General features: G+C 41.3%; 19 protein-coding genes and 1 tRNA gene. 14 read left to right on the top strand and 6 right to left on the bottom strand.

Annotation, left to right across the window (positions count from 1 at the left end):
- The first annotated feature begins 28 nt into the window (after positions 1-28).
- The 4 genes from ACMHKH_RS02660 to gluQRS all read left to right on the top strand — a co-directional run bounded on the left by ACMHKH_RS02660 (position 29) and on the right by gluQRS (position 4,236).
- Entirely contained in the window at positions 29-862 is an 834-nt protein-coding gene (locus tag ACMHKH_RS02660) for a metal ABC transporter permease (RefSeq protein WP_413519129.1), read from the top strand.
- A 347-nt stretch (positions 863-1,209) separates the two neighbouring features.
- Positions 1,210-2,049: a metallophosphoesterase gene (locus ACMHKH_RS02655; protein ID WP_413519128.1), complete on the top strand. Its 840-nt coding sequence runs from the start codon at positions 1,210-1,212 to the stop codon at positions 2,047-2,049.
- Positions 2,050-2,580: 531 nt separating this feature from the next.
- Positions 2,581-3,018 carry an RNA polymerase-binding protein DksA gene (gene dksA, locus ACMHKH_RS02650; protein WP_413519127.1) on the top strand — a complete coding sequence of 146 codons (438 nt, stop codon included), beginning with the start codon at positions 2,581-2,583 and terminating at the stop codon, positions 3,016-3,018.
- Between the two features lie 234 nt (positions 3,019-3,252).
- Positions 3,253-4,236 (top strand): tRNA glutamyl-Q(34) synthetase GluQRS, encoded by a 984-nt coding sequence (gene gluQRS, locus ACMHKH_RS02645; RefSeq protein WP_413519126.1) that lies wholly within the window; start codon positions 3,253-3,255, stop codon positions 4,234-4,236.
- A gap of 72 nt (positions 4,237-4,308) precedes the next feature.
- On the opposite strand, the gene ACMHKH_RS02640 is transcribed toward gluQRS, so the two are convergent.
- Both ACMHKH_RS02640 and murD read right to left on the bottom strand, forming a co-directional pair.
- Positions 4,309-5,505 carry an FtsW/RodA/SpoVE family cell cycle protein gene (locus ACMHKH_RS02640; RefSeq protein ID WP_413519125.1) on the bottom strand — a complete coding sequence of 399 codons (1,197 nt, stop codon included), beginning with the start codon at positions 5,503-5,505 and terminating at the stop codon, positions 4,309-4,311.
- A 238-nt stretch (positions 5,506-5,743) separates the two neighbouring features.
- Positions 5,744-7,162 carry a UDP-N-acetylmuramoyl-L-alanine--D-glutamate ligase gene (murD, locus tag ACMHKH_RS02635; protein ID WP_413519124.1) on the bottom strand — a complete coding sequence of 473 codons (1,419 nt, stop codon included), beginning with the start codon at positions 7,160-7,162 and terminating at the stop codon, positions 5,744-5,746.
- A gap of 515 nt (positions 7,163-7,677) precedes the next feature.
- On the opposite strand from murD, the gene ACMHKH_RS02630 reads away from it, so the two are divergent.
- The 4 genes from ACMHKH_RS02630 to ACMHKH_RS02615 all read left to right on the top strand — a co-directional run bounded on the left by ACMHKH_RS02630 (position 7,678) and on the right by ACMHKH_RS02615 (position 12,294).
- Complete coding sequence (locus tag ACMHKH_RS02630; RefSeq protein ID WP_413519123.1) at positions 7,678-9,177, top strand: SulP family inorganic anion transporter; 1,500 nt, start codon at positions 7,678-7,680, stop codon at positions 9,175-9,177.
- A gap of 144 nt (positions 9,178-9,321) precedes the next feature.
- Complete coding sequence (locus tag ACMHKH_RS02625) at positions 9,322-10,176, top strand: universal stress protein (RefSeq protein ID WP_413519122.1); 855 nt, start codon at positions 9,322-9,324, stop codon at positions 10,174-10,176.
- Between the two features lie 440 nt (positions 10,177-10,616).
- Positions 10,617-10,955: a P-II family nitrogen regulator gene (locus ACMHKH_RS02620; RefSeq protein WP_011514651.1), complete on the top strand. Its 339-nt coding sequence runs from the start codon at positions 10,617-10,619 to the stop codon at positions 10,953-10,955.
- Positions 10,956-11,031: 76 nt separating this feature from the next.
- Complete coding sequence (locus ACMHKH_RS02615) at positions 11,032-12,294, top strand: ammonium transporter (RefSeq protein ID WP_413519121.1); 1,263 nt, start codon at positions 11,032-11,034, stop codon at positions 12,292-12,294.
- Positions 12,295-12,588: 294 nt separating this feature from the next.
- Here ACMHKH_RS02615 and ACMHKH_RS02610 read toward each other — a convergent pair whose 3' ends face one another.
- The 3 genes from ACMHKH_RS02610 to ACMHKH_RS02600 all read right to left on the bottom strand — a co-directional run bounded on the left by ACMHKH_RS02610 (position 12,589) and on the right by ACMHKH_RS02600 (position 14,480).
- A complete protein-coding gene (locus tag ACMHKH_RS02610; protein WP_413519120.1) occupies positions 12,589-12,972 on the bottom strand; it encodes a DUF2147 domain-containing protein in 384 nt (127 codons plus the stop codon).
- A gap of 274 nt (positions 12,973-13,246) precedes the next feature.
- A complete protein-coding gene (locus tag ACMHKH_RS02605; RefSeq protein WP_413519119.1) occupies positions 13,247-13,510 on the bottom strand; it encodes a hypothetical protein in 264 nt (87 codons plus the stop codon).
- A gap of 76 nt (positions 13,511-13,586) precedes the next feature.
- The gene (locus tag ACMHKH_RS02600; protein ID WP_413519118.1) at positions 13,587-14,480 is read right to left on the bottom strand and encodes a DNA/RNA non-specific endonuclease; all 894 of its coding nucleotides are present in this window, start codon (positions 14,478-14,480) and stop codon (positions 13,587-13,589) included.
- Between the two features lie 145 nt (positions 14,481-14,625).
- On the opposite strand from ACMHKH_RS02600, the gene ACMHKH_RS02595 reads away from it, so the two are divergent.
- Positions 14,626-14,716 (top strand) — tRNA-Ser (locus ACMHKH_RS02595).
- A gap of 275 nt (positions 14,717-14,991) precedes the next feature.
- The gene (locus ACMHKH_RS02590) at positions 14,992-16,353 is read left to right on the top strand and encodes a tyrosine-type recombinase/integrase (protein ID WP_413519117.1); all 1,362 of its coding nucleotides are present in this window, start codon (positions 14,992-14,994) and stop codon (positions 16,351-16,353) included.
- A gap of 138 nt (positions 16,354-16,491) precedes the next feature.
- On the opposite strand, the gene ACMHKH_RS02585 is transcribed toward ACMHKH_RS02590, so the two are convergent.
- Complete coding sequence (locus ACMHKH_RS02585; RefSeq protein WP_413519116.1) at positions 16,492-17,721, bottom strand: hypothetical protein; 1,230 nt, start codon at positions 17,719-17,721, stop codon at positions 16,492-16,494.
- Positions 17,722-18,439: 718 nt separating this feature from the next.
- On the opposite strand from ACMHKH_RS02585, the gene ACMHKH_RS02580 reads away from it, so the two are divergent.
- From ACMHKH_RS02580 to ACMHKH_RS02565, 4 genes are all read left to right on the top strand, one after another.
- The gene (locus ACMHKH_RS02580) at positions 18,440-19,318 is read left to right on the top strand and encodes an inovirus-type Gp2 protein (RefSeq protein ID WP_413519115.1); all 879 of its coding nucleotides are present in this window, start codon (positions 18,440-18,442) and stop codon (positions 19,316-19,318) included.
- Between the two features lie 161 nt (positions 19,319-19,479).
- On the top strand, positions 19,480-19,761 hold the full coding sequence (locus ACMHKH_RS02575; RefSeq protein WP_413519114.1) for a hypothetical protein: 282 nt from the start codon (positions 19,480-19,482) through the stop codon (positions 19,759-19,761).
- A 53-nt stretch (positions 19,762-19,814) separates the two neighbouring features.
- Entirely contained in the window at positions 19,815-20,807 is a 993-nt protein-coding gene (locus ACMHKH_RS02570; RefSeq protein WP_149490788.1) for a DUF932 domain-containing protein, read from the top strand.
- Between the two features lie 115 nt (positions 20,808-20,922).
- Complete coding sequence (locus tag ACMHKH_RS02565) at positions 20,923-21,990, top strand: YqaJ viral recombinase family protein (RefSeq protein WP_413519113.1); 1,068 nt, start codon at positions 20,923-20,925, stop codon at positions 21,988-21,990.
- Positions 21,991-22,042 lie beyond the last annotated feature (52 nt).

Below are 22,042 nucleotides of genomic sequence, written 5' to 3'. Positions count from 1 at the left end.
TTTTTATAAAAATTTACGGATATGTATTATGACTGCTTGGTTAGCCATTATTGCGCCTGCTTGGATAGCTGGTAGTATCTTAGCATTGCTTTCAGCACCTTTAGGCTGCTTGGTATTGTGGCGACGTATGGCTTTCTTTGCCGATGCGTTGGCGCATGGCACACTACTAGGTGTAGCACTGGCAGTATGGTGGCAGCTGCCTATGGGTATCGGCATTGCGCTGGTCAGCGTGATGGTGGTATTGGGATTAGTACTCATTGATGATGAGCGTTTGCCTGTTGATGCGGTACTGGCCGTGGTTGCCGTATCCTTACTGTGTTTAGGTCTATTAACCTTAACCCAACTAACCGATCAGCAAGCCAATGTCTTAGGCTTTTTATTTGGTAATTTGCTTGAGCTTGATTGGGCGGATTTGCCGTTGATTGCTGGCAGTGTATTGGTTGGGTTGGCATTACTTATCTATATCTGGCCGGCACAAATTAAATTGGCAACCCATGAAGCGTTAGCGCGCATTCAAGGCATCAATCCAACTAGTCAACGATTATTTTTTATGGGTCTATTGGCAGGGTTTTGTGCGATTGCATTGCAGGCAGTTGGCAGCCTATTAATCAGTGGTCTGCTGGTCTTGCCCGCACTGACGGCACGATTATATTCAGCATCGCCAAAACAAATGGTCATTATATCGTTAGTGGTTGCCCAACTTGGCGTTACCTTAGGTGTTTGGGGTAGTATTTGGCTGGACATTCAGACTGGGCTATCTATCGTTTTAATCTTAGCAAGTTTGTTCTTTACCGCTTTAATCATCTCAAAACTGACCACCACAAAATCCATATTGGCAAAATTTTGGTCGCCACGCCACTAACCATTAGCTATTCAATTCAGATTAATGTATCCATTTTCTTCTTATATATTTTTCTGGTCTTTATAGAACTTTATTTCATTAAAATTGCTAGAGCTTTCATAGGCGTTATGTTGTAAACTTTCCCTAATGCTATCAATATGATAGTTCGATATCTGTAAAAATATATTAGCCGTATATAAAGGCGCTTGAGGTAAAAGTGAAAATATCTTTTTTTCAGTTTAAAAGAAACTTATAAAAACCAAAATAAAATGCCAGATGGGCCATAATTGTTCAGCTATTATCAGATATTAAACTATATAAATATCTGAAAAATATTCAGTTTTTGCTGCATTAAGGGACAAAATTCAATGCCAAGCTATCCTGTCAGTACCGTCAGCACCCCAGACGGACAGGTTAATGTATTACAAATCACTGATTTGCATTTATCATCCCATCTACCTGCTTCTGCTGATGACATTAGTAGCGAAGTAGCATTTTGCCAATATAGCTTTGAGGCAATTATCAAACAAGCACTCAGCAAAGAGATACGCTGTGATTTGATTATCGTAACAGGCGACTTAGTCAATAAAGTGGACCCTACTATCTATGATCATATTTTTACAGTGTTAGAGAAAACCGGCATTCCTTTTGCTTGTATTGCAGGCAATCATGACGTGACCGATGAGATGGGTGAAGACTTACCTTTTTACCAACGTACTTTGATTGCAAGGGCTGCTGATCCACGTTTGCTGAACCGCCATCTGATAGAGTCTGAGTATTGGCAGCTACTTTTACTCGACTCATCAATTACGGGTAAGGTTGAGGGCAAGGTTAACGCGACCGACATTGATTGGGTATGTAAGCAGCTAGCTGCTTGTACGAAACCAGCGCTCATTGCGCTCCATCATCATGTATTACCTGTAGATTCTGAATGGATTGACAGCCATATGGCAGAAAATGCAAAGCAATTTTGGCAGCATATTGCTCCTTTTAAGCAGCTGAAGGTGATTACCAACGGGCATACCCACCAAGAACAAATGCGTCATCATCAAGGAGTAACTGTTTATAGCACGCCTTCTACCTGCTATCAGTTTAAGCCATTTGAAGACGATTTTGCCTATGATAAGCAGGCGCGTCCAGGCTATCGTTGGTTGCAATTAGCCAACAATGGAAAGGTTGCAAGCTGGGTTGAAAGACTAGATACTTGACCACCAGTTTTATTGACTAGAATTAATTACTCGTTTGGCTATAATAGAGCTATGCTCTCTGTCTATGATATGCCTGCTAATTTTGCTTGATCCATTATAAAATGGCTGGCAAAGTACAGGTTTGTAGCATGATAGATAATTGCCTTTTTATTGTAAATGCGCTGGTTTCAAGGTTTAAATAGCGCATGATAAAGGATGAATAGCGGTATAAAAGACGCGTAATTAATATGTCATTAAATAATATTATAATAGCTAAGATGGCTGCATCGACCCAATCTAAGTTTTCATAGTGTGCGATTTGTTAATTTATTTAGGGTACGACCATTTAAATAAAAATATTTATGACAATATACTTGAGCATTGATATGTCGATATCGGCGTATTGAGACAACCATCTTAATCAGATCAGCTGTGTTAGTAAGTGGTAAAACGTTTTATAAAGGGAAAATTTATAGCGTTTGGTAAATTGATAACGTCTGGTCTTTTGACAGGGCGTTTTATTGAATTAATTTGGAAAAGTAGGATACCCATATGAGCACCCTAACCACGAATCCGAGTGATGTTAAGTTCAAGCCTTATGAAGCTGCCAAAGACGAAGAGTATATGTCTAATGAGCAGTTAGAACACTTTAAGGCGATTTTATTAGACTGGAAACATGAGCTTATTGGCGAAGCTGATCGTACCAAGACTTATATCCAAGACGAGTCGAGCGCGATGCCAGACATCAATGACCGCGCCACTCAAGAAGAAGAGTTCGCCCTAACGTTACGTACACGTGATCGTGAACGTAAGCTTATCCGCAAAATTGATAAGTCTATTTCAGAGATTGAAAATGACGATTATGGTTTTTGCGAAACGTGCGGTGTTGAGATTGGTCTGCGTCGTCTTGAAGCACGTCCAACGGCGACTCAGTGCATCGACTGCAAAACCTTATCTGAAATTAAAGAGCGCCAAAACCAAGGTGCTTAGCTTAGTTGTAGATAATTAAAAATAGAAATCTATTACCTTAAATTAAACACGAGCGACCATATATTGGTCGCTCGTTGCATTTTTTGGATGCGCTTTATTTTAATAACGAGTTACCAACAAAATAGCTGGCTTTGTTAAATATCTTTTTATGCTTGGCTCGTTTATTCTCTATATTTCTTTGGTTATTTTACAATAACCAGCTATTTTATAAAATTCTCTATATCAGAATAACTTATGTTAACCACTCAGAATCCACCCCAACCTATCGGTCGTTTTGCGCCTTCGCCTACCGGTGAGCTCCATCTTGGCTCACTCACGACAGCGCTTGCCAGCTTTTGTCATATCAAATCTATTGGTGGCAAATGGCTATTACGTATCGAAGATACTGATACTGAACGCTGCGATAAGCAATTCACAGAGCAGATCTTGATAGATTTAGAGGCGCTTGGGCTAAACTGGGATGACGATGTTATTTTTCAGTCTGAGCGTATCGATATTTACAATGATTACATCTCGTCAGTGCTGCGTCCTCTGACTTATGGCTGTCAATGCTCACGCAAGCGCTTGGAGCACTATTGGACACAGCAAGAAACACCTATTAATGAAGATTTATTCATTGCTGATGTGCAAGCTGATAACGATAAATATGTAGACAACTATCTACAACCTAATCGACAGCGCTATCCACGTTTTTGCGTCAATGAAAACTTAAATCCTGAGCAGCATAAGCTGCGTATACAGCTGCCAGATTACTGTACCGGCTTTAACGACGGAATACAGGGAATACAATGGGATAATCCGCAGCAAACTTTAGGCGATATGGTTATTCGGCGTCAAGACGGTATGATTAATTATGTTTTGGCAGCAAGTCTCGATGATGGGCTGCAAAAAGTGACTCATATCATGCGCGGTTTGGATATTTTACCGATGACTACTGCCCAAATAGGCATCATGCAAGCGGCGCAATTACCAACGATAAATCATTGGTATCATCTACCGTTGATATGTCATCCTGATGGTCAGAAGCTCTCTAAACAAAACCTTGCTCAGCCTATCGATACTCGCAATCCAAGTAAATTACTTGCGTATGCCTTACAACTATTACAGCAGCAACCAGTTGAGCATGACACACCGGATCGTATGCTAAATCAAGCCATTGCCCAATGGGATAACACGCCATTGCAAGGTAAGCAGTCTTTAAATATGCCTACTCCATAATAAAACCGCATAATAAAAAAGCGCCGCAATTAGCGACGCCTTCCTAAATAAAAACGACTGAATAAAAACCCCTTAATAATAACGACACTGGCTTTTTTCAATCTCAGAACTTTCTTTATAAATTTTCAGTAACACTGCCACCATCACAAGGCTAATCAACATCGATGAACCGCCATAACTAAAGAACGGCATCGTCAAACCTTTAGTCGGAATCGCCCCCATATTCATCGCCGCATTAATAATCGTCTGGGCAATAAACACTACAGCGATACCAAAAGCGGTATAGCTCATGCGCATCTGCCGACGTTTGAGCGCGTTATAACTGATACGCATGGCACTACCGATAATCAGCGCCTCGAGTATCAGAATCATGGTGACTCCAACGAAACCTAATTCCTCACCGGTAATAGCCAATAAAAAATCAGTATGTGCCTCTGGTAAATGCGATAGCTTTTGCACACTTTCACCATAACCAACACCGCTAAACTGTCCTCGACCAAAGGCGATTAAACTACGTGCTAGCTGATAATCGGTATCTTGAACATCATCAAACGGGTCTAAAAATGACATTACCCGTACCAACCTATACTGTACCGTTGCAACCATTAATACCGCGCCACCAACAGCAACGGCACCTAAGGCAATGAACTGCTTATAAGGTGCGCCAGCAATATAAAAAATGGCAAACACAGTACCAAGAATAACCACAAAAGAACCGAAATCTGGCTGGGCTAATAAAAGGACGGTCATTAATCCAACAACCAGAGCAATTCTCAAAAAGCCATCCCAACCATTACGCACTTCAAATGAGCGCCGTACGACAAAATCTGAGACAAATATAATCATCACCAGCTTTGCAAGCTCGGCGACTTGGAAGTTAAAGCTCGCTAAGGTTAACCAACGTTTAGAGCCATTAATAGGCGTACTAAATAAAGTCGCAACCAATAATAGCCCCGTAATAGCCAACAGCATAAACTGGGTTTCAGTTCTATATAATCTTTTTAATGACACCAAATGATAAGAAACCGCTGCAATAGCCAGTCCAATGCCCATGTATAAAAGCTGATTATAAAAGAACTTCAGCTCTGTTAAACCGCGGCTAAGCGCAAAAGGAATCGACGCTGAAGCCACCATCAATAGGCTGAGAACCAACATACAGCCAACGCTCGATAATAAAATCGCCCGCGCAGATGGCATAGACAGAATACCATCTGAGCCGTTAGATTGACGAGGTTGAGCAGAAGAACGAAAAAGAGAAGAGAGCGCCATAGTTTTAGATACACTAACAAACGAAAAACACGGCGTTTATGCAACGCCACCGTTTAAAAATTAAAAAATAGATTTGATGAGACAGACCTTGCTTTGACAGTAGCAGTAATTTATAGGCAAAACAATCATTTATCCAGAAAACGCTTGCCGTTTACGATTATAAAGCGTAGGTCACATAATCTTGTAACAAGGCGCTTTATAACTCATTATCTGTCAAATCAGTATTTTCCAAAAACACCTATTGAGACTCAGCATCTAATTGCTTGACGAGCTGACTAAAATGCTCGCCGCGAGCCACAAAGCCGCTAAACTGATCGAAGCTGGCACAAGCAGGTGACAATAATACCGCTTGCACTTGCGATAAGCTACTTGCTGTTACTTGCTCAATCGTCACAAAAGCATTGTCTAAGGTCTGACATTGATGCAAGCTAACCTCATCACTAAGACCAGCGGCTCTTAAATGCTGCTCAATCTGCTGACTGTCTTCACCGATAAACAGCACTTGGCTGACATACTGATTGATAAAAGGGGAAAGCTCACCGAACTGCTGACCTTTACCTTGGCCGCCTAATATTAATAATAGCTTACCGTCTTTTGGCGCATAAACTGCTCCTAAGCCTTCAACAGCTGCCATTGTTGAGCCAATATTGGTGCCTTTAGAGTCGTTAAAGTAGTCAATGCCAGCGACAGTAGCGACGTATTGGCAGCGATGCTCCAGACCTGCAAACTGCTGCAAAGTGTTTAGCATACTATCAAGCGGCAAACCAGCAAGCTCACCCAGTGCCAGTGCTGCTTGAGCATTAAGCAAGTTATGACGTCCTTTAATCTTGAGTTTATCTGCCGATAATAAACGCTCTGTGCCACGCGCCAAATACGTCTGTCCGGCGGTATCCGTTATAAGCCCATACTGATCTTTATTAGGGGCATGAATACCGGTACTCAGTCGCGGTACGCTATCTGGCACAAGTGGACGAGTCAACGCATCTTCACGATTAATCACCACCGATTTAGCACCTTGAAAGATACGGTGCTTGGCTTGGTGATAGCCGAGCATATCGCCATGACGGTCTAAATGATCAGGCGACATATTGAGGACTGTTGCGACCTGCGCGCCTAAATTGGTGACCGTTTCTAACTGAAAACTAGACAATTCTATAACCGCTAGCTCCATCTCTTTATTACTTAAAAGGCTTAGTGCTGGCACGCCGATATTACCGCCTACGCCAACATTAATACCAGCATCTGCTGCCATATGTCCAACCAGTGTCGTGACGGTGCTTTTAGCATTTGAGCCTGTAATGGCAACGATTGGCACCGTACACGCTTCGCAGAACAGCTGAATATCGCTGACGACTGGAATATTTGCCGCCCGTGCCGCAGCAATGGCTGGATTGTCCAAAGAAATACCGGGGCTGATAATAATACGGGCTGCTTGTTGCAATAACTCAGCATCAATCGCACCAAACTGTCTAATCTCGATACTCGCAGGCAGCTTGTTTGCTAACGTAGGATTTTCTTGATTGTCAGTGATGGCGACTTGGTAGCCTTGTTCGGTCAAATAATGCGCTACCGATAACCCCGACTGTCCCAAACCGACGACAACTTGTAAGCCACTGCCTTTATGAAGTAAGGTGGCTGTTGCGGTGCTAGCGGTCATGACTTTTCCTTTTATTGAACGAACAAATAAACGAGCAAAATGTTATCAAGAAAACAGGCAATAAATATACTAAATCTATCGTCTTCAAAATATGCTTCAAATGAATAGCATCATAACGGTATCAAGCACATTTCGGTACTAATTTTTCAATACTTTATACGATGATACGGCTATTTTTATATTGAGTAGCTAATGCTATAATAGCGAGCTTAGCAAGAGCCGCTATGTCGACTATAAATTAACCTAGCATTTTAGTGTAGCATGTTGTCCTACTTATCGTGCGGCTGTCGCCATGCATTAGCAGTGCTTTATATGATACTAGTAACATGACAGGCAAACGCTCCTTTATTTTTTATCATTTATGTTGTTGTAATTTTTCTGACAACTTATTTGTCTTCTTCTACCGCAGATCACGATTGCGGACACAGATTTATCATTCCAGTGATGTTCATCACAATGCAATCATTCGCTGAATAATGATTGCTTTTTTGTCTTCAACCCTATGCAGTTTACTTATGACATCTTTTTTTGGCAGTTTACGTGAAGAGTGGTTTTCCAATATTCGCGGCGATACCTTGTCAGGTCTGGTCGTTGCACTGGCCTTGATTCCAGAAGCCATTGCCTTTTCTATTATCGCCGGTGTCGATCCAAAAGTTGGTTTATATGCCTCATTTTGTATCGCAGTAGTCATCAGTTTTGTTGGTGGACGTCCCGGTATGATTTCGGCAGCCACTGGAGCCATGGCACTGGTCATGGTTGATTTGGTTGCTGAGCATGGGCTGCAATACTTGCTTGCTGCCACCTTATTGTGTGGTGGTATTCAAATTATTATGGGCATCTTAAAACTCGGCAATCTGATGCGTTTTGTATCGCGCTCAGTGGTCATTGGCTTTGTTAATGCGCTGGCAATTTTGATATTTGCCGCCCAGCTGCCTGAGTTGAACCCCGCCACTGAACGCGTTGGTATGACCGTTTATATAATGACTGCCACAGGTTTGGCGATTATTTATTTGTTTCCCCTCATTCCTAAAATCGGCCGCGTGATTCCATCGCCACTGGTTTGTATTGTGGGGTTGACTGCGGTTGCCATGTATATGAATCTTGATATTCGTAACGTTGGTAGTATGGGCGACTTACCAGATTCATTACCGATGTTTTTGCTGCCTGACATTCCATTGAACCTAGATACTTTGCTTATCATCGCGCCTTATTCGATCGCGCTTGCGATCGTAGGCTTACTAGAATCTATGATGACAGCAACCATTGTCGATGAGCTGACCGATACGCCAAGCGATAAAAACCGTGAATGCCGTGGCCAAGGCATCGCTAACGTGGTCTCAGGATGCTTCGGCGGTATGGCGGGCTGTGCGATGATTGGACAGTCCATGATTAACGTCAAATCAGGCGGTCGTACACGTTTATCAACGCTGATCGCTGGTGTGGTACTACTTATTATGGTGGTATTCTTGAGCGATTGGGTGAGTTTGATACCGATGGCAGCGCTGGTAGCCGTGATGATTATGGTCTCTATCGGCACCTTTAACTGGCAGTCTATTCGTGAATTTAAGACCCACCCGATTTCTTTTAATATTGTTATGCTAGCGACGGTTTTGACCACCGTCTTTACTCATAACCTAGCTTATGGTGTTGGTGTTGGTGTTCTATTATCTGCCTTAGCTTTTGCCAATAAAATCGGACAGTTCTTAACCGTATTCAGCGAGTATGACGACGACAACAATACCCGTTACTACTACGTGCAAGGCCAAGTTTTCTTTGCTTCCACCACACAATTTTTACAAAGCTTTGATACCAAAGAAGCGTTAGATAACGTCCATATTGATGTTAGCCAAGCCCATTTTTGGGATGTCAGTGCAGTGGATACCTTGGATAAGTTGGTTATACGCTTAAAGCGCGAAGGTATTGAAGTAAAAGTTGTGGGACTCAATAGTGCCAGCCGCACCCTTATTGATCGTTTTTCTGTTCATGATCGCCGAGACATTGGCTTATTAGATTAAAACAGTATGTGTTATCAAGCTGATATAAACGCCTTGTTTATTGATCAGTAATGATATTGGTATATAAAATCAAGTTGGGCGGTTGAGAGTACTATCTCGACCGCCCAGCTTGCATTTTAGTTATTGAAATGATGTGATGCCTCTATGAGTAATTTGAAGCCAGATAGTGTGATTGCCTGCTTAGACTGCCCAAACCATGTACAAGCTGTATTGGAAGCCAGTATGTGGGCGTCCATACGCCTACAATCCCCGATAGGATTACTCTATTCAGTACCAAGCTTACAACAAAAAGCAGCCGTTAATTATTCAGGCTGCCTGAATATTGATGATGAAAATACCTTACTCGATCAATTCACGGCAAAAGAACACTTGAGTAATTGTGAATTAAAAGCGCAAGGTAAGCTGTTGCTGCATCAAGCCAGCAGTTATTGCCAACAGCAGCACCATAAACTGAAAACTTATACGCTACATAGGCATGAAAATCTCGATGCGAGCATTGACTATGTCGATAATCAAGCCCAATTAATTGTGATTGGTCATCATGTCACTACTAAAGTAACTTTAACTCAACTTGTTCGCTCAAGCCTCTGCCCTATTTTGGTGACTCATGCACCATTTCTGCCCCCTACTAGTGCATTATTTGCCTTTGACAATAGCCCTACTGCACATAAAATGCTCAATTGGTTATGTAAAACACCTTTAGTGCGCGCATTGATGATTCATATTGTCATGGTCGATAAAGAAACCTCTGAAAATTGCGATGCATTACGTGAAGCCTATGCGCGCTTGAAACAAGCCGGTATTAAATGCAAAAAAACCTTACTCGACAGCCGCGATATCACGGCAGCTCTAACCTACTACCAACGCGATAATAATATCGGTCTGCTGATGACGGGTGCCTTTGCGCAGCCGCGTTTGATTGAGCTGTTAAAAGGTAGTGATACTAAAAAACTGCTGAATAGCACGACGACTCCATATCTCCTGTTCCCAAAGGCCTAAGGACAAATTTTTCGTCCAATCTCTTTCACGTTAAGGCTAAATTATTACCGATAGAAGTATCAATCTTCATATCCATAAGTATTTAGCCTTTTTCTTTCTCATCAGTCTTTATATCCTAGTGTTTTTTAGCAAATCATCACAGGAAATACAGGCATAGCCGCCCCAAGCCCCTATAAAGTTGGTTATAATAAAGTTCTCGTTCATGTAACGTTAAAGGTTAATCTGCTTTTTTATACCGATTGATAGGCTGTTTATCGTCGCTGTATAAGCCATATTTTTGTCATCATTTTGATGGTTCTTGAGTAAATATGCCCTATTCTACCTTCCCCCTTGAGTAGATTTGGCACAATTCTTGAATCACTTAGTGTAAGCATGACAATGATATGTTGCATTAAATGGCAGCTATTGACCTGCGACATCACCCAAATAAGGATTTTTTTATGAAGCTAATCACTGCGATCTTAAAACCATTTAAGCTCGATGATGTGCGTGAAGCGCTTTCTGACATCGGCGTTAAAGGTGTTACCGTCACTGAAGTCAAGGGTTTCGGTCGCCAAAAAGGTCATACCGAGCTCTATCGCGGCGCTGAGTATGTGGTGGATTTTTTGCCTAAAGTAAAAGTGGAAGTGGCGGTGATGGATGAGATGGTTGAGCCTGCTATCGAAGCCATTACACGCATCGCTAGTACCGGTAAAATTGGTGACGGCAAAATATTTGTGACCAATCTTGAGCAAGTCATTCGTATTCGTACGGGTGAGACAGGTCCTGACGCTATCTAAGCGCAAGACTCACCTATAAACGTCGATTTATAGGTCATCTCGATTTCTGTATTGCATATATTCAAGGGGAATTAACATGCAAAACCAAATCTTTGAACTCCAGTACGCGCTAGATACCTTTTACTTTTTAATGTGTGGTGCGCTTGTCATGTGGATGGCAGCGGGTTTCACGATGTTAGAAGCAGGATTGGTACGCTCAAAAAATACGGTCGAAATCCTAACCAAAAATATCGCACTCTTTGCGACTGCCTGTACCATGTATATGATATGCGGTTATGCCATCATGTATGACGGCAATCTATTTTTGACTGGTATTGCAGGTAGCGAAAGCTTAGTCACTGACGCGTTAGCTACGTCAGTTAAAAATGGCTTTGGCGGCAATGCTGTGTACTCCCGTGCATCTGACTTTTTCTTCCAAGTAGTGTTTGTTGCCACCTGTATGTCTATCGTCTCGGGTGCGGTCGCTGAGCGTATGAAACTATGGTCATTCTTACTGTTTGCTGCGGTGATGACAGGGGCTATTTATCCGTTAGAAGGCAGCTGGACGTGGGGTGGCAAAGAAGTTTTTGGTTTATATAGTTTGGGCGACTTGGGGTTCTCTGATTTTGCTGGCTCTGGTATCGTCCATCTGGCAGGGGCTACTGCTGCCTTATCAGGGGTACTACTTTTAGGGCCGCGCCTTGGGAAATATGGTGCTAAAGGTGAGATACGTGCTATTCCTGGGGCAAACTTACCACTGGCAGCACTTGGCACCTTAATATTATGGATGGGCTGGTTTGGCTTTAATGGTGGTTCAGTGTTGAAGCTTGCCGATATCAGTAGCGCCAATTCCGTCGCCATCGTGTTCTTGAATACCAATGCTGCCGCTGCTGGTGGAGCGATTGGTGCCTTACTCATCGCACGGCTTATCTTTGGCAAGGCAGATTTAACTATGCTCTTAAACGGTGCATTAGCAGGACTGGTCGCCATTACTGCAGAACCTTTAACGCCCTCAGCGCTACAGGCTACTCTATTTGGTATGAGCGCAGGGGTGATCGTTGTCTTATCGATTCTACTCTTAGACAAAATAAAAATCGACGATCCTGTAGGCGCGATTTCTGTCCATGGTGTGGTGGGCTTATTTGGTCTCTTAATTGTGCCGCTGACCAATCCGGCAGCGTCCTTGATTGGTCAACTAGCCGGTGCTGCAACTATTTTTGCATGGGTATTTGTAAGTAGTTTAATCGTTTGGAGTACGATCAAATTTGTCATGGGTCTGCGTATCTCTGAGGAAGAAGAATATCAAGGTGCTGATATTGCCGAATGCGGCATGGAAGCCTATCCAGAATTTATAAGATAGCTGATAGCGAATAAACTTTAAAAAGATACAGTGCTGCTGGGATAAATCTTTGAAGCCTCTAGAGCAGAGCACTTAAAGGAAGCGACTAACATTTATCCTAGCAAAGTTAATATGTCTCTTATAGCTTGCTTATTTGGCAATGACTATGTAATTAGTAGCTTAAAGTTATTTCAAATACAGCAAAAGTCACAACTAAAAATCCCGCAACACCTTTCGGCGTTGCGGGATTTTTTACTATTAATTAAAACTCAGCTTAATTAAGAGACGTACATTAATTCAGCCATTAACTTAGACTTATTTCTTTTTCCACGTTTGGCTACGCGAGAATGGCCCTAAGTGACCTTTTAGATCCAAGGTGCTGCCGCTTAAGTTAGCAGTAAGCTTATAAGTTTTGTTTTTTTCAGGGTCAGTAATTTTACCACCACTGTATTTACCATTACCATCAGCTTTTAAGCCTGAGATAATCGTCATACCAACGTGCTTTTGACCTTTTTCTGACACAGTACTGATAAGCTTACCCGTTAGCACGCCATTCGACTCAGTGATTTTCACCACGCCTTTTGGCTTGCCTTCGTCATAAGTCTGCCAAGTAGTATTGGCTAACGGATCAGCGGCAAATGCCATGCTTGCTAAACTGATACCAACAACTGCTAATGTAGTTTTTGCGAATAGTTTCATAAATAGACTCCCTTCAATCAATGATTACTAGAAACAATATGTTTCTGATGTCCTAAGCTTATCCTTTGCCAACAATTTTTTATTACGGCTAAGTGGTACTATATATTAGTTTTTACTTATTAGTACAGTAAATACTAAGGTAACCAACTCACCTTTCCTAAAAAATATGGACAGAATAAGCCTTGTCTTGACCCATTATAAGCAATTTTAAGCATTTGCCTAGTAGTTTTTTTATAGTTTATTATTTCTATAAAATCAAAACTATATCAATAAGTTACAGGAAAGGATTGTCTATCATTTCGCCCGCTTGGTCATCTTTTTCTTTTGACTTAGCATCATCCTTACTATAAGGGATTTTGCTTTCAAACGCCGCTAAAATCTTACTACTAAGTTCGTATAGCTGCTTTGCCTGCTCATATCCAGCATCATTTAAAACCAGATTAATGTCGCCATAAATAATAATTTTATCTTCTTGATTTTCAATAACCAGCTCACCAATCTGCATACTTTGGTGATTATTCGCAAATGGATCAATCATATAATCCTCCTTTTTTCATAAATAGCATATTACAGGATGTATCAGAACCACATAGCTTCAGCAATAATTGAAAGACTTATGTTTGTAATTGTGCCATGACCCATTCAAAAATTGCTACCACAAATAGCATCCAAGTAGGTTCTTCAACATCTGTTGCTGGTACATCAATAGCCTCGCCAGCTTTTAGCGGTAGATCCAAGGCTTGTCCTTTGGCTTTTGCATCAAGTACTGGCAGCACGTCGATACCGATTTTAGCAGTCAATTCATCAATACTGATAATCTCTATACGCTCAGATTCATCATTAGGCGCATAATATACCCCTGCTTGATTACTTGCTGGAATATAAACGGCTTTAAAAAAATGACTGGGCACCAGTACGCGCCCTGCTAACTGCTTGGCTTTTTTGTCGGTAAATGCCACCCCTGTAATGGTATAGATCTCACCGTATTGCTGTGTTAAATAACGGGTCGCCGATTCAATGTTGCGCCAGATATAGCGATTATTGCGCGGAGATTGCGGGGCGATATTGGCAAGGCTAAAACTATCATATTGCTGACTACGATTTGCCATGTCACCATTAGGCGCTAAATGTCCGCGGTCATAACCTGAGCCTGAATAGTCCGAGAGCTTGGCGCGCATAGACTGTGGTAAGCGGCTTTCTTCATGAAAGCTGTCTTCACGGTCGATTTGCTTGGCTTGCTGCAAACGCTTGCGATTCAGATGTTCTGCTGACCACAGCGGCGTACGCGATATACCAGAATACATAACGGCAAAACCGTCCATACAGAGTGCTTGGGTATTGTTACTTAGCTTCTTATTGCTAAATTCAGGATACACGCCGCCATAAAATGATTGACTACATTGGCTTAGGTCATCAGCCTGTGCAGACGATAATCCTACTACGACAATGAACATCGCCACTATAATTTTACTCTTAACCAATAATTTATCTTTAAAAAAACTTATCATGCGACTTTCAACCGTCTATATCTATCATTACGTATGTACTATCGTAGCAGGCGCCTCCTAATAAAGAAAGATGCTGCGCAAGCCGTGACATTTTAAATCCTATCCGCTATAATAAGTCCTGCAAAAATCTTGGTTATTAAAAAACGGTGAAGTGGGTGAGTGGCTGAAACCGCACGCCTGGAAAGTGTGTATACGTTAATAGCGTATCGAGGGTTCGAATCCCTCCTTCACCGCCAATCTTAGTTATATCCTCTGCCTAAACCCCTCTTAAAAACCTGCTAGACCCTTATATGTAAAGCTTCCGCCCTGTTATAACTTACTTCTAAATTCCCAAGTGTTCCGAAATATCCCTATGTCATCCAATGATTGTGTTGGTATAAGCGTTGGTATAGAATTAGAAAACGGCCTTCTATACCAACAGTTTGACAATTCTATATTTAATTATACCAACAGATAACTCAAACAACGCTCCGGTAAAGGCTTACTTTAATTTCTATAAGGAATTCAGGCTATGCTTACTGATGTCAAAATTCGGAGTCTTAAACCTAGCGAAAAATGTACCGCCGCACGCCCTGATAAACATAGCGATCAAGAAGGGTTGCAGCTATGGGTACGATCTTCTGGAAGAAAAACCTGGATTAGTGCATATCGCTTCGATGGTAAGCAGAAAAATACTACTTTAGGTACATATCCACAGATGAGTTTAGCAGAAGCGAGAGTTGCTAACGCAAACATTAAAGCTCTAATATCAAAAGGGATTAACCCAAAAAATAAAAAGCGTCAAGAAAAATTAGACAACGAACAGGCAAAAATGTTTAACGACTATGCGCTTGAATGGTTGGAGGAGCGTGAGCGCAATGTAGCGCCTCGCACCTATCAGCAGGACTATAATCGAATGCACAAAGACGTTATACCTAGCTTTGAAGGCATTGCTTTAAAAGATATGACATTTGAAGATTGTAAATTAATGGCAGATGACATTGAAAGCAGGACTAATAATGAAGGGGCATCACCACGAGAAGTAACCAGACGCACTATTGATCTCGTTGGAAACATTCTTAGGAGAGCCATGAGAGAGCGCCTAATCGAGGTAAATCATACAGATGGGCTTAAAGAGCTATATCCAAAAGCCAAGACTAAGCACATGAAACACGTTGAGCTTAGTGAGCTACCTAAGCTCTTACAAGATATTGAAGGCTATCATGGTCACGATCAAACTCGATTAGGTATGAAGTTTCTAGCATATTCTTTCTGTCGTACTATCGAGCTCAGAATGATGAAATGGGAACATATCGACTTCCCTAACCGTCTATGGCGTGTCGATATTGATAACCTTAAGATTGCGCGCAAGCACGTTGTTCCTTTATCAGATCAAATGCTGGCAGTTTTGAAAGAGATGAAGCCCATCACAGGACACTATGAATACGTGTTCTACCATACTGGTATGCATAAGCCTTATAGTGAAGAATTTATCAATAATGCTTTAGATATTCTTGGCTACGGTGGCAAACAAACAGGACACGGCTTCCGCCATATCGCATCTACCAACTTAAATGAGCTTGGCTATATGGGTGATGCGATTGAGAAGCAAATGGCTCATGATAAGAAAAGTAGCATTAGAGCCGTATATAACCACGCTCAGCACTTAGATGAGCGTCGCAAGATAATGCAGGTATGGGCAGACTTTTTAGACTTACTTAGAGATAAAGGCGAAGTTGTGGACTTCCAAGCAGCTCGTCAGCAGATTGAAAAATCCTTTACTCAGCCACCTAAAGCATTGCTATCAAACTTAGAGAATGATGCTTTAATAAAAGTCTTATTAGATCGCGGTCTAAGTTCTGAGGATATACAGCGCTTAGCTGGTAAAGTCTAATAAATGAGACCATCGCAGATCCGGTGTAACTGCGACCTATATTAAATGCTTACTGACACGAGTCATCAGCAAGTTCAACCTTAAGCAGTAAGTTACTTATTCTTAATGAAGCTTCTAATCATATATCTCGCTTTGAATTTATTTTGATTCGTCAACCAATTTTTCTGTTTCAGCTATAGGCTCTAGCTCAGTACTAGGATCTTCTGACTCACTAGGCTTTTTTTGTACTAACTGTGTTTTAGCAGCCCTTCTGCCACTAATAAGCTTATCTATCTCACAAATCCTATGTTGATCTTCTAAATCAACTCCTTTAACTAGAGCCTCAATGACTTTCTTGGGAGTAGCTCCTAGCTTCTTGGACAAAGCGATTAGAATAATGTTCGACTCTTTATTCAAAGTAAAACTACGGCTAACTTTTGCAGTTGATTGCGATTTCCTATAATCTTTAGAGTTAAATGCCTTCCTCAATAAATCAATTATTTCTTGAGCGCTACGTTCTGTAAAACCTTTCCTTTGAGTGGGTTTAGATACATCATCAGATTCTGTCTCTACAATATCTGGAGCTATGCTTAAACTTTCTTTAAACGATGACCTTCTATTCAACGATTTCCTTTGAATTTTGTAATCCTGCATATCTAAAGAAGCTTTAATTAGTTCAATTTTGTCTTTTTTATTACTTGGTACAAAAAATTCACTCAGTATCAGTACCTCTTCTTCCATAAACCTTCTAATAACAGTATCAATTTCTTTTTCAGAGAGTTCGTCTATCCAGTTTAGTTTAAAGTCAGGAATCTTGATTGATAGATAATCATTCTTGCTTAATCTAAACAAATATCTAGAGTTAACCCTAATGGCTTTTAATCTATCATCTAGATCATTCCTAAGTCTTAACGTAACGCCCTTCCTACTAACATATCCATGGATATCTAATAATTGGATCAGTTGTTCAATATACTCAGCGCTGGAAGTAGCTCTTAGAAAATTAGCATATATATCTTTATCCTCTAATTGATTATCTGCCATATAGCAACCGAGCCATAATGCTGCTCGAAGTTCAGCTCTAATCCATAAAATCTCCTTATCATTAATGACTATTTCATGAGCATAATCTCCGATTACTTGGGCTAAATACCACTTGTCATTTTCCTTAATTAAAGCATCCATCAAACATTTATGAATCATGTTTTCATCTGGTAAGCTGAATATTCCTAGAGATCTATCAAGCTCATTTCTATCTTTAATAATTAGGCAATAGTAGAAAACATAGGCTTGTCTAATTGTTAATTTTTTAATTACATTCTCCCAAAGCTTATTCCCTTTGTATCTACTATCGTACAGTTCTTCGATGAGGCTAAAATTATTATTCATATAGAAACCTTGATATCTATCATATTTTAGTAGTAATAAAATCGTAATTAAAATTGAAAAAAAATGCAGGAAAATCGTAATAAAAACGTGGAAAACTCACTTCTATATTCCTTATAACTACATATGCAGAGAGCTATTAGGAAGATTATCACGCATAATATCAAAATAATCCAAAAATAAATTATCGTAATTAAATAATCTTGAATGCTTTTGGGTGTTTATCTAGCTGATCTATCAAAATTCATATTCAATACTTGTTCACTCATCTCACCCATCGCTAACTCAAAATAAGCTATGACGAAGGACCCGTATAAGTAAGCTTGATAAACTAAAGACTGGATAAGACATTTCCTATGACTAAAAAAGACAGAGCTCTAGCATAGAACTCAAAGTAGAAGCGGTTAAAAAAATTTCCGACAGCAATAGTAATTTGAGTGCAACTGCTAGGCAGATAGGAATACGGATGTGAACATTATCTAATTTGCAGTACAAGGCGACTTGTAAATATCAAACTTAACTCCCCATTTATCTTAATCGTGCAAAGACAGCGTTTTTTAAAAGGTAAAGCCGGGCTGTAGAGTAATATTCACCATTCCGTAAATCCGGTTATTAATATTATTAATAGATATACATCATACTGTTTAGATAATTGATGAACTCCTGTAATAAAATACCTAATCGCCTAAGACTATGAACATATAACCTTAGGCAGAATAAAATGACTACCCTATCTTTAAGCCACGATTACGTCGTTGCTCAAATCGATACACTCGTAAATGCTATCCTGAGCCCCAATGCTCAAATCAGTATTAAGCACATTAGTGAACAGCTCAATATATACTATGAGGCAATGGCATTGCTCTCTGATGATGAATTGGACTACTGCAATACCATAAATTGGTTTATGGGTAGTTGCTACCTTGTTTGTGGCAATCACTATCCGAATGAATTTATTTGGGATAGAGCAAATACAGAAAGGTTTGTAACCGCGTTACGTTCTTACCAATATGAATTTGCCACTGACATTGTTAGCTTTGCTAATCAGGAACGACGTAATAGCAGATCACTTTACCGCTACATGAGTTATTTCTTAAACAAGTACGCACGCGCGTTAATAGTTCGAGTCGATATTAAAATAAAGGCAGAGTTTGCGCATCTTGTGAATATCAAAACCTTTTACGATTTTATGGATGACTTCAATGATAAGGTAGGACGAAAGAGGGGCTGTTTTGAACATCTAAGGGGTCATGCTTGGGCTATAGAACAAGGGGTTGAAACGGGTGGTTTACATTGTCATTTATTACTAATCTATAATGGTGATAAGCGTCAGAATGACTGGTTCTTAGGGGACGCTGTAGGTAGACTTTGGGTTGAGATAACAGATGGTATGGGCACTTACTTCAATGGTAATACTAGCAAACACAAACAATCCTATAAGCGTAAGGGCACACTTGGCATTGGCATGATCCACAAAGATAATCCTATAGAGGTAGATAGTGCTATGTATACAGCGATGTATTTGGTTAGACCTGAAAAGTATAAGCAGCGTCTCAAAGCCAAGATGTCTGGCAGAAAAAGCTTTGGGCGTGGTATTTAACATTCAGCAAAGCACAAAGACGTTGAGCGATAGCAAAGTAATCTCAGATATATATTACAGTAATGAGATAGCGCATTAGTAATTAATAAAGCGCCTAATCCAACATATTCAGGTCTGCCTCGTGCAGGCCTTTTTTATGCCCAAAATAAATAGGAGCCCTTATGAAACCCATCTGTCCATGCTGTCGCTCATCTGCCGTCTACGAGCTGAGTGATGGTGCTAATAACACACTTATGGAAAGCCTGTTCTCTCCTGCCATGCTAGTCAGTCTTGGCGTCAGTATCTGTAAGACCCTTAAGTTTCATCCAGCGATCGGTGCTGTGGCAGGTATTGCCTTAGCTGCGGTTATCGAGCTTGCGCAACCAAATAACGCTTTACCGATGCTTGCGAACAAGCAGTATCGCTGTAGCAACTGCACTCACGTTTTTAGTAGCTTTAATTAATTAACCAACCAATTCACTCACTTAATTTATTCAACAATAAAAGGAATATTCTCATGGCACATTTAATCGAATCAATGGCATACGTAGGCGAAACCCCTTGGCACGGCTTGGGTAACGAGCTGTCACCAAAGCAGCCGTTAGAGGTCTGGGCTAAGCAAGCAGGGCTTGATTGGCGTATTGAATCATCAGATGTTAGCTACATGGCTAACAATGACAAAGGGCATAACCTGATCTTGCCGTTTGCTGAGCAGAAGGTGTTGTACCGCTCTGATAACTTTGAGCCGTTATCTGTAGTCAGTCAGCGTTATCAGGAAGTTCAGCCGCGTGAGATTCTAGAATTCTATCGTGATCTCACTGAGCAGTCTGACTTTGAATTGGAAACCGCAGGCGTCTTGAAGGGAGGTCGTAAGCTATGGGCATTGGCTCGTACAGGCCAGTCAGCAACGCTTAAGGGCAAAGATGTCAGTAATGGCTACCTCTTACTGGCAACGGCTTGTGACGGCACGCTAGCGACCACAGCACAGTTCACATCGATACGTGTGGTGTGTAATAACACGCTTGCTATTAGCCTTGCTGATGGAAGTGGAGGCGTCGTTAAGGTTCCGCATTCTACGTCCTTTGATGCCGATAAAGTGAAGCAGCAATTGGGCGTGTCGGTGAAGCAGTGGGATGAGCACTCTTATGAGATGAAGCAGTTGTCTGAGCGCCGTGTTACCCAAGCAGAAGCGGCAAATTATCTAAGCCGTGTGTTTAATGATCAAGACAATAACATCATCTTGTTTAACAGCGCTAAGAAAGAGAAAGACGCAGTACCAAACGCAAAAGCGATGAATAAGGTGATGCAGATGTTTAATGGTCAGGGACGGGGTGCCGATCTAGATGCCGCTCGTGATACTGCTTATGGCTTGCTGTGTAGCATTACGGAGTATGTCGATCATGAGCGTCGTGCCATGAATAACGATAACCGTCTTAATTCAGCATGGTTCGGTGCAGGGGCGAAGCTCAAGCAAAAGGGCTTAGAAGAGTCGTTGCTGATGCTTGCCTAATTATCGACGTTTAAAATCTAACAACACAATTGACCACGCCTTTGAGCGTGGTTTTTTTATGTCGTCTTTTTAATAAATAGTATTAACCAATGACAAACTAACGAAGGAGTTCATCATGAACACAATCGCATTGAACCATATCGCTCAACTAAGACAAACCAAGCGTGCAACCGTTAAGGTGAAAGCGCCCATAACCACCACTCAATCAACCACTGCAAAACGTCTGGTCAATACCAAAACCCTCAGTCATGAGGAATGGCTACAAGTTCGCAAGCAAGGCATTGGCAGCTCTGACGCAGCAGCTGCGTGTGGCATCCATCCATATTTGTCGATGCTTGAGCTATGGATGATTAAAACCGGTCGTCTGCATTCACATCTAGACGACGATATTGATGGCTATTCGCCACTCTATTGGGGCAATACGTTAGAACCCATGGTAGCTAAGTATTATCAACAGCACACGGGCAATAAAGTCAGGCGCGTGAATGCGATCTTGCAGCATCCTGATCCTGACAACCACTTTATGCTGGCAAACCTAGACTACGCCATCACAGGAAATGAAGAGGTACAAATACTTGAGTGCAAAACCGCTGGTGAACATGGCGCTAAGCTGTGGAAGCATGGCGTGCCCTTGTACGTGACTTGCCAAGTACAGCATCAGTTAGCGGTCACAGGTAAAACGGCTGCGCATATCTGCGTGTTAATTTGCGGACACGAAGCAAAGATTTATAAGGTTGAGCGGGATGAACGCTTGATTGCGTCCATCATCGAGCATGAGCGTTTGTTCTGGCAATACGTGCAGACCGACACACCACCAACCCCTGATCATTCTGAATCCGCAGCGAGAGCCTTAAAGCTGCTTTATCCAACCCCTAAGCCATCAAGCAAAGTTGATCTGCGTGAAGATGACGGAGCTAATAAACTGTTTGAGCAATTACTTAGCTACCGTGACTATATGCAAGAGTTAGAGCAGCGTCATGATCAAGTCAAGCATCAGCTGCAAAGCTTAATTCAAGACAATGAGATTGCGGTGTTTGAGAAAGGCGCGATTTCTTGGAAACGCTCGAAAGACAGTCTCAGTCTTGATAGCAAAGCGGTACTAAAAGCGCATCCTGACTTACTCAATAAATTTAGTAAAACTAAGCATGGCAGTCGTCGCTTTGTCATTCTTAATGATGGATAAGCTAATAATCAGCTATTAAACATAATCAATAAATTACACCACTCACTCAAAT

This window comes from Psychrobacter glacincola (genome assembly GCF_965118485.1).
GTDB classification, from domain to species: domain Bacteria; phylum Pseudomonadota; class Gammaproteobacteria; order Pseudomonadales; family Moraxellaceae; genus Psychrobacter; species Psychrobacter glacincola_D.
This window is presented reverse-complemented; position numbering and strand designations above follow the sequence as displayed.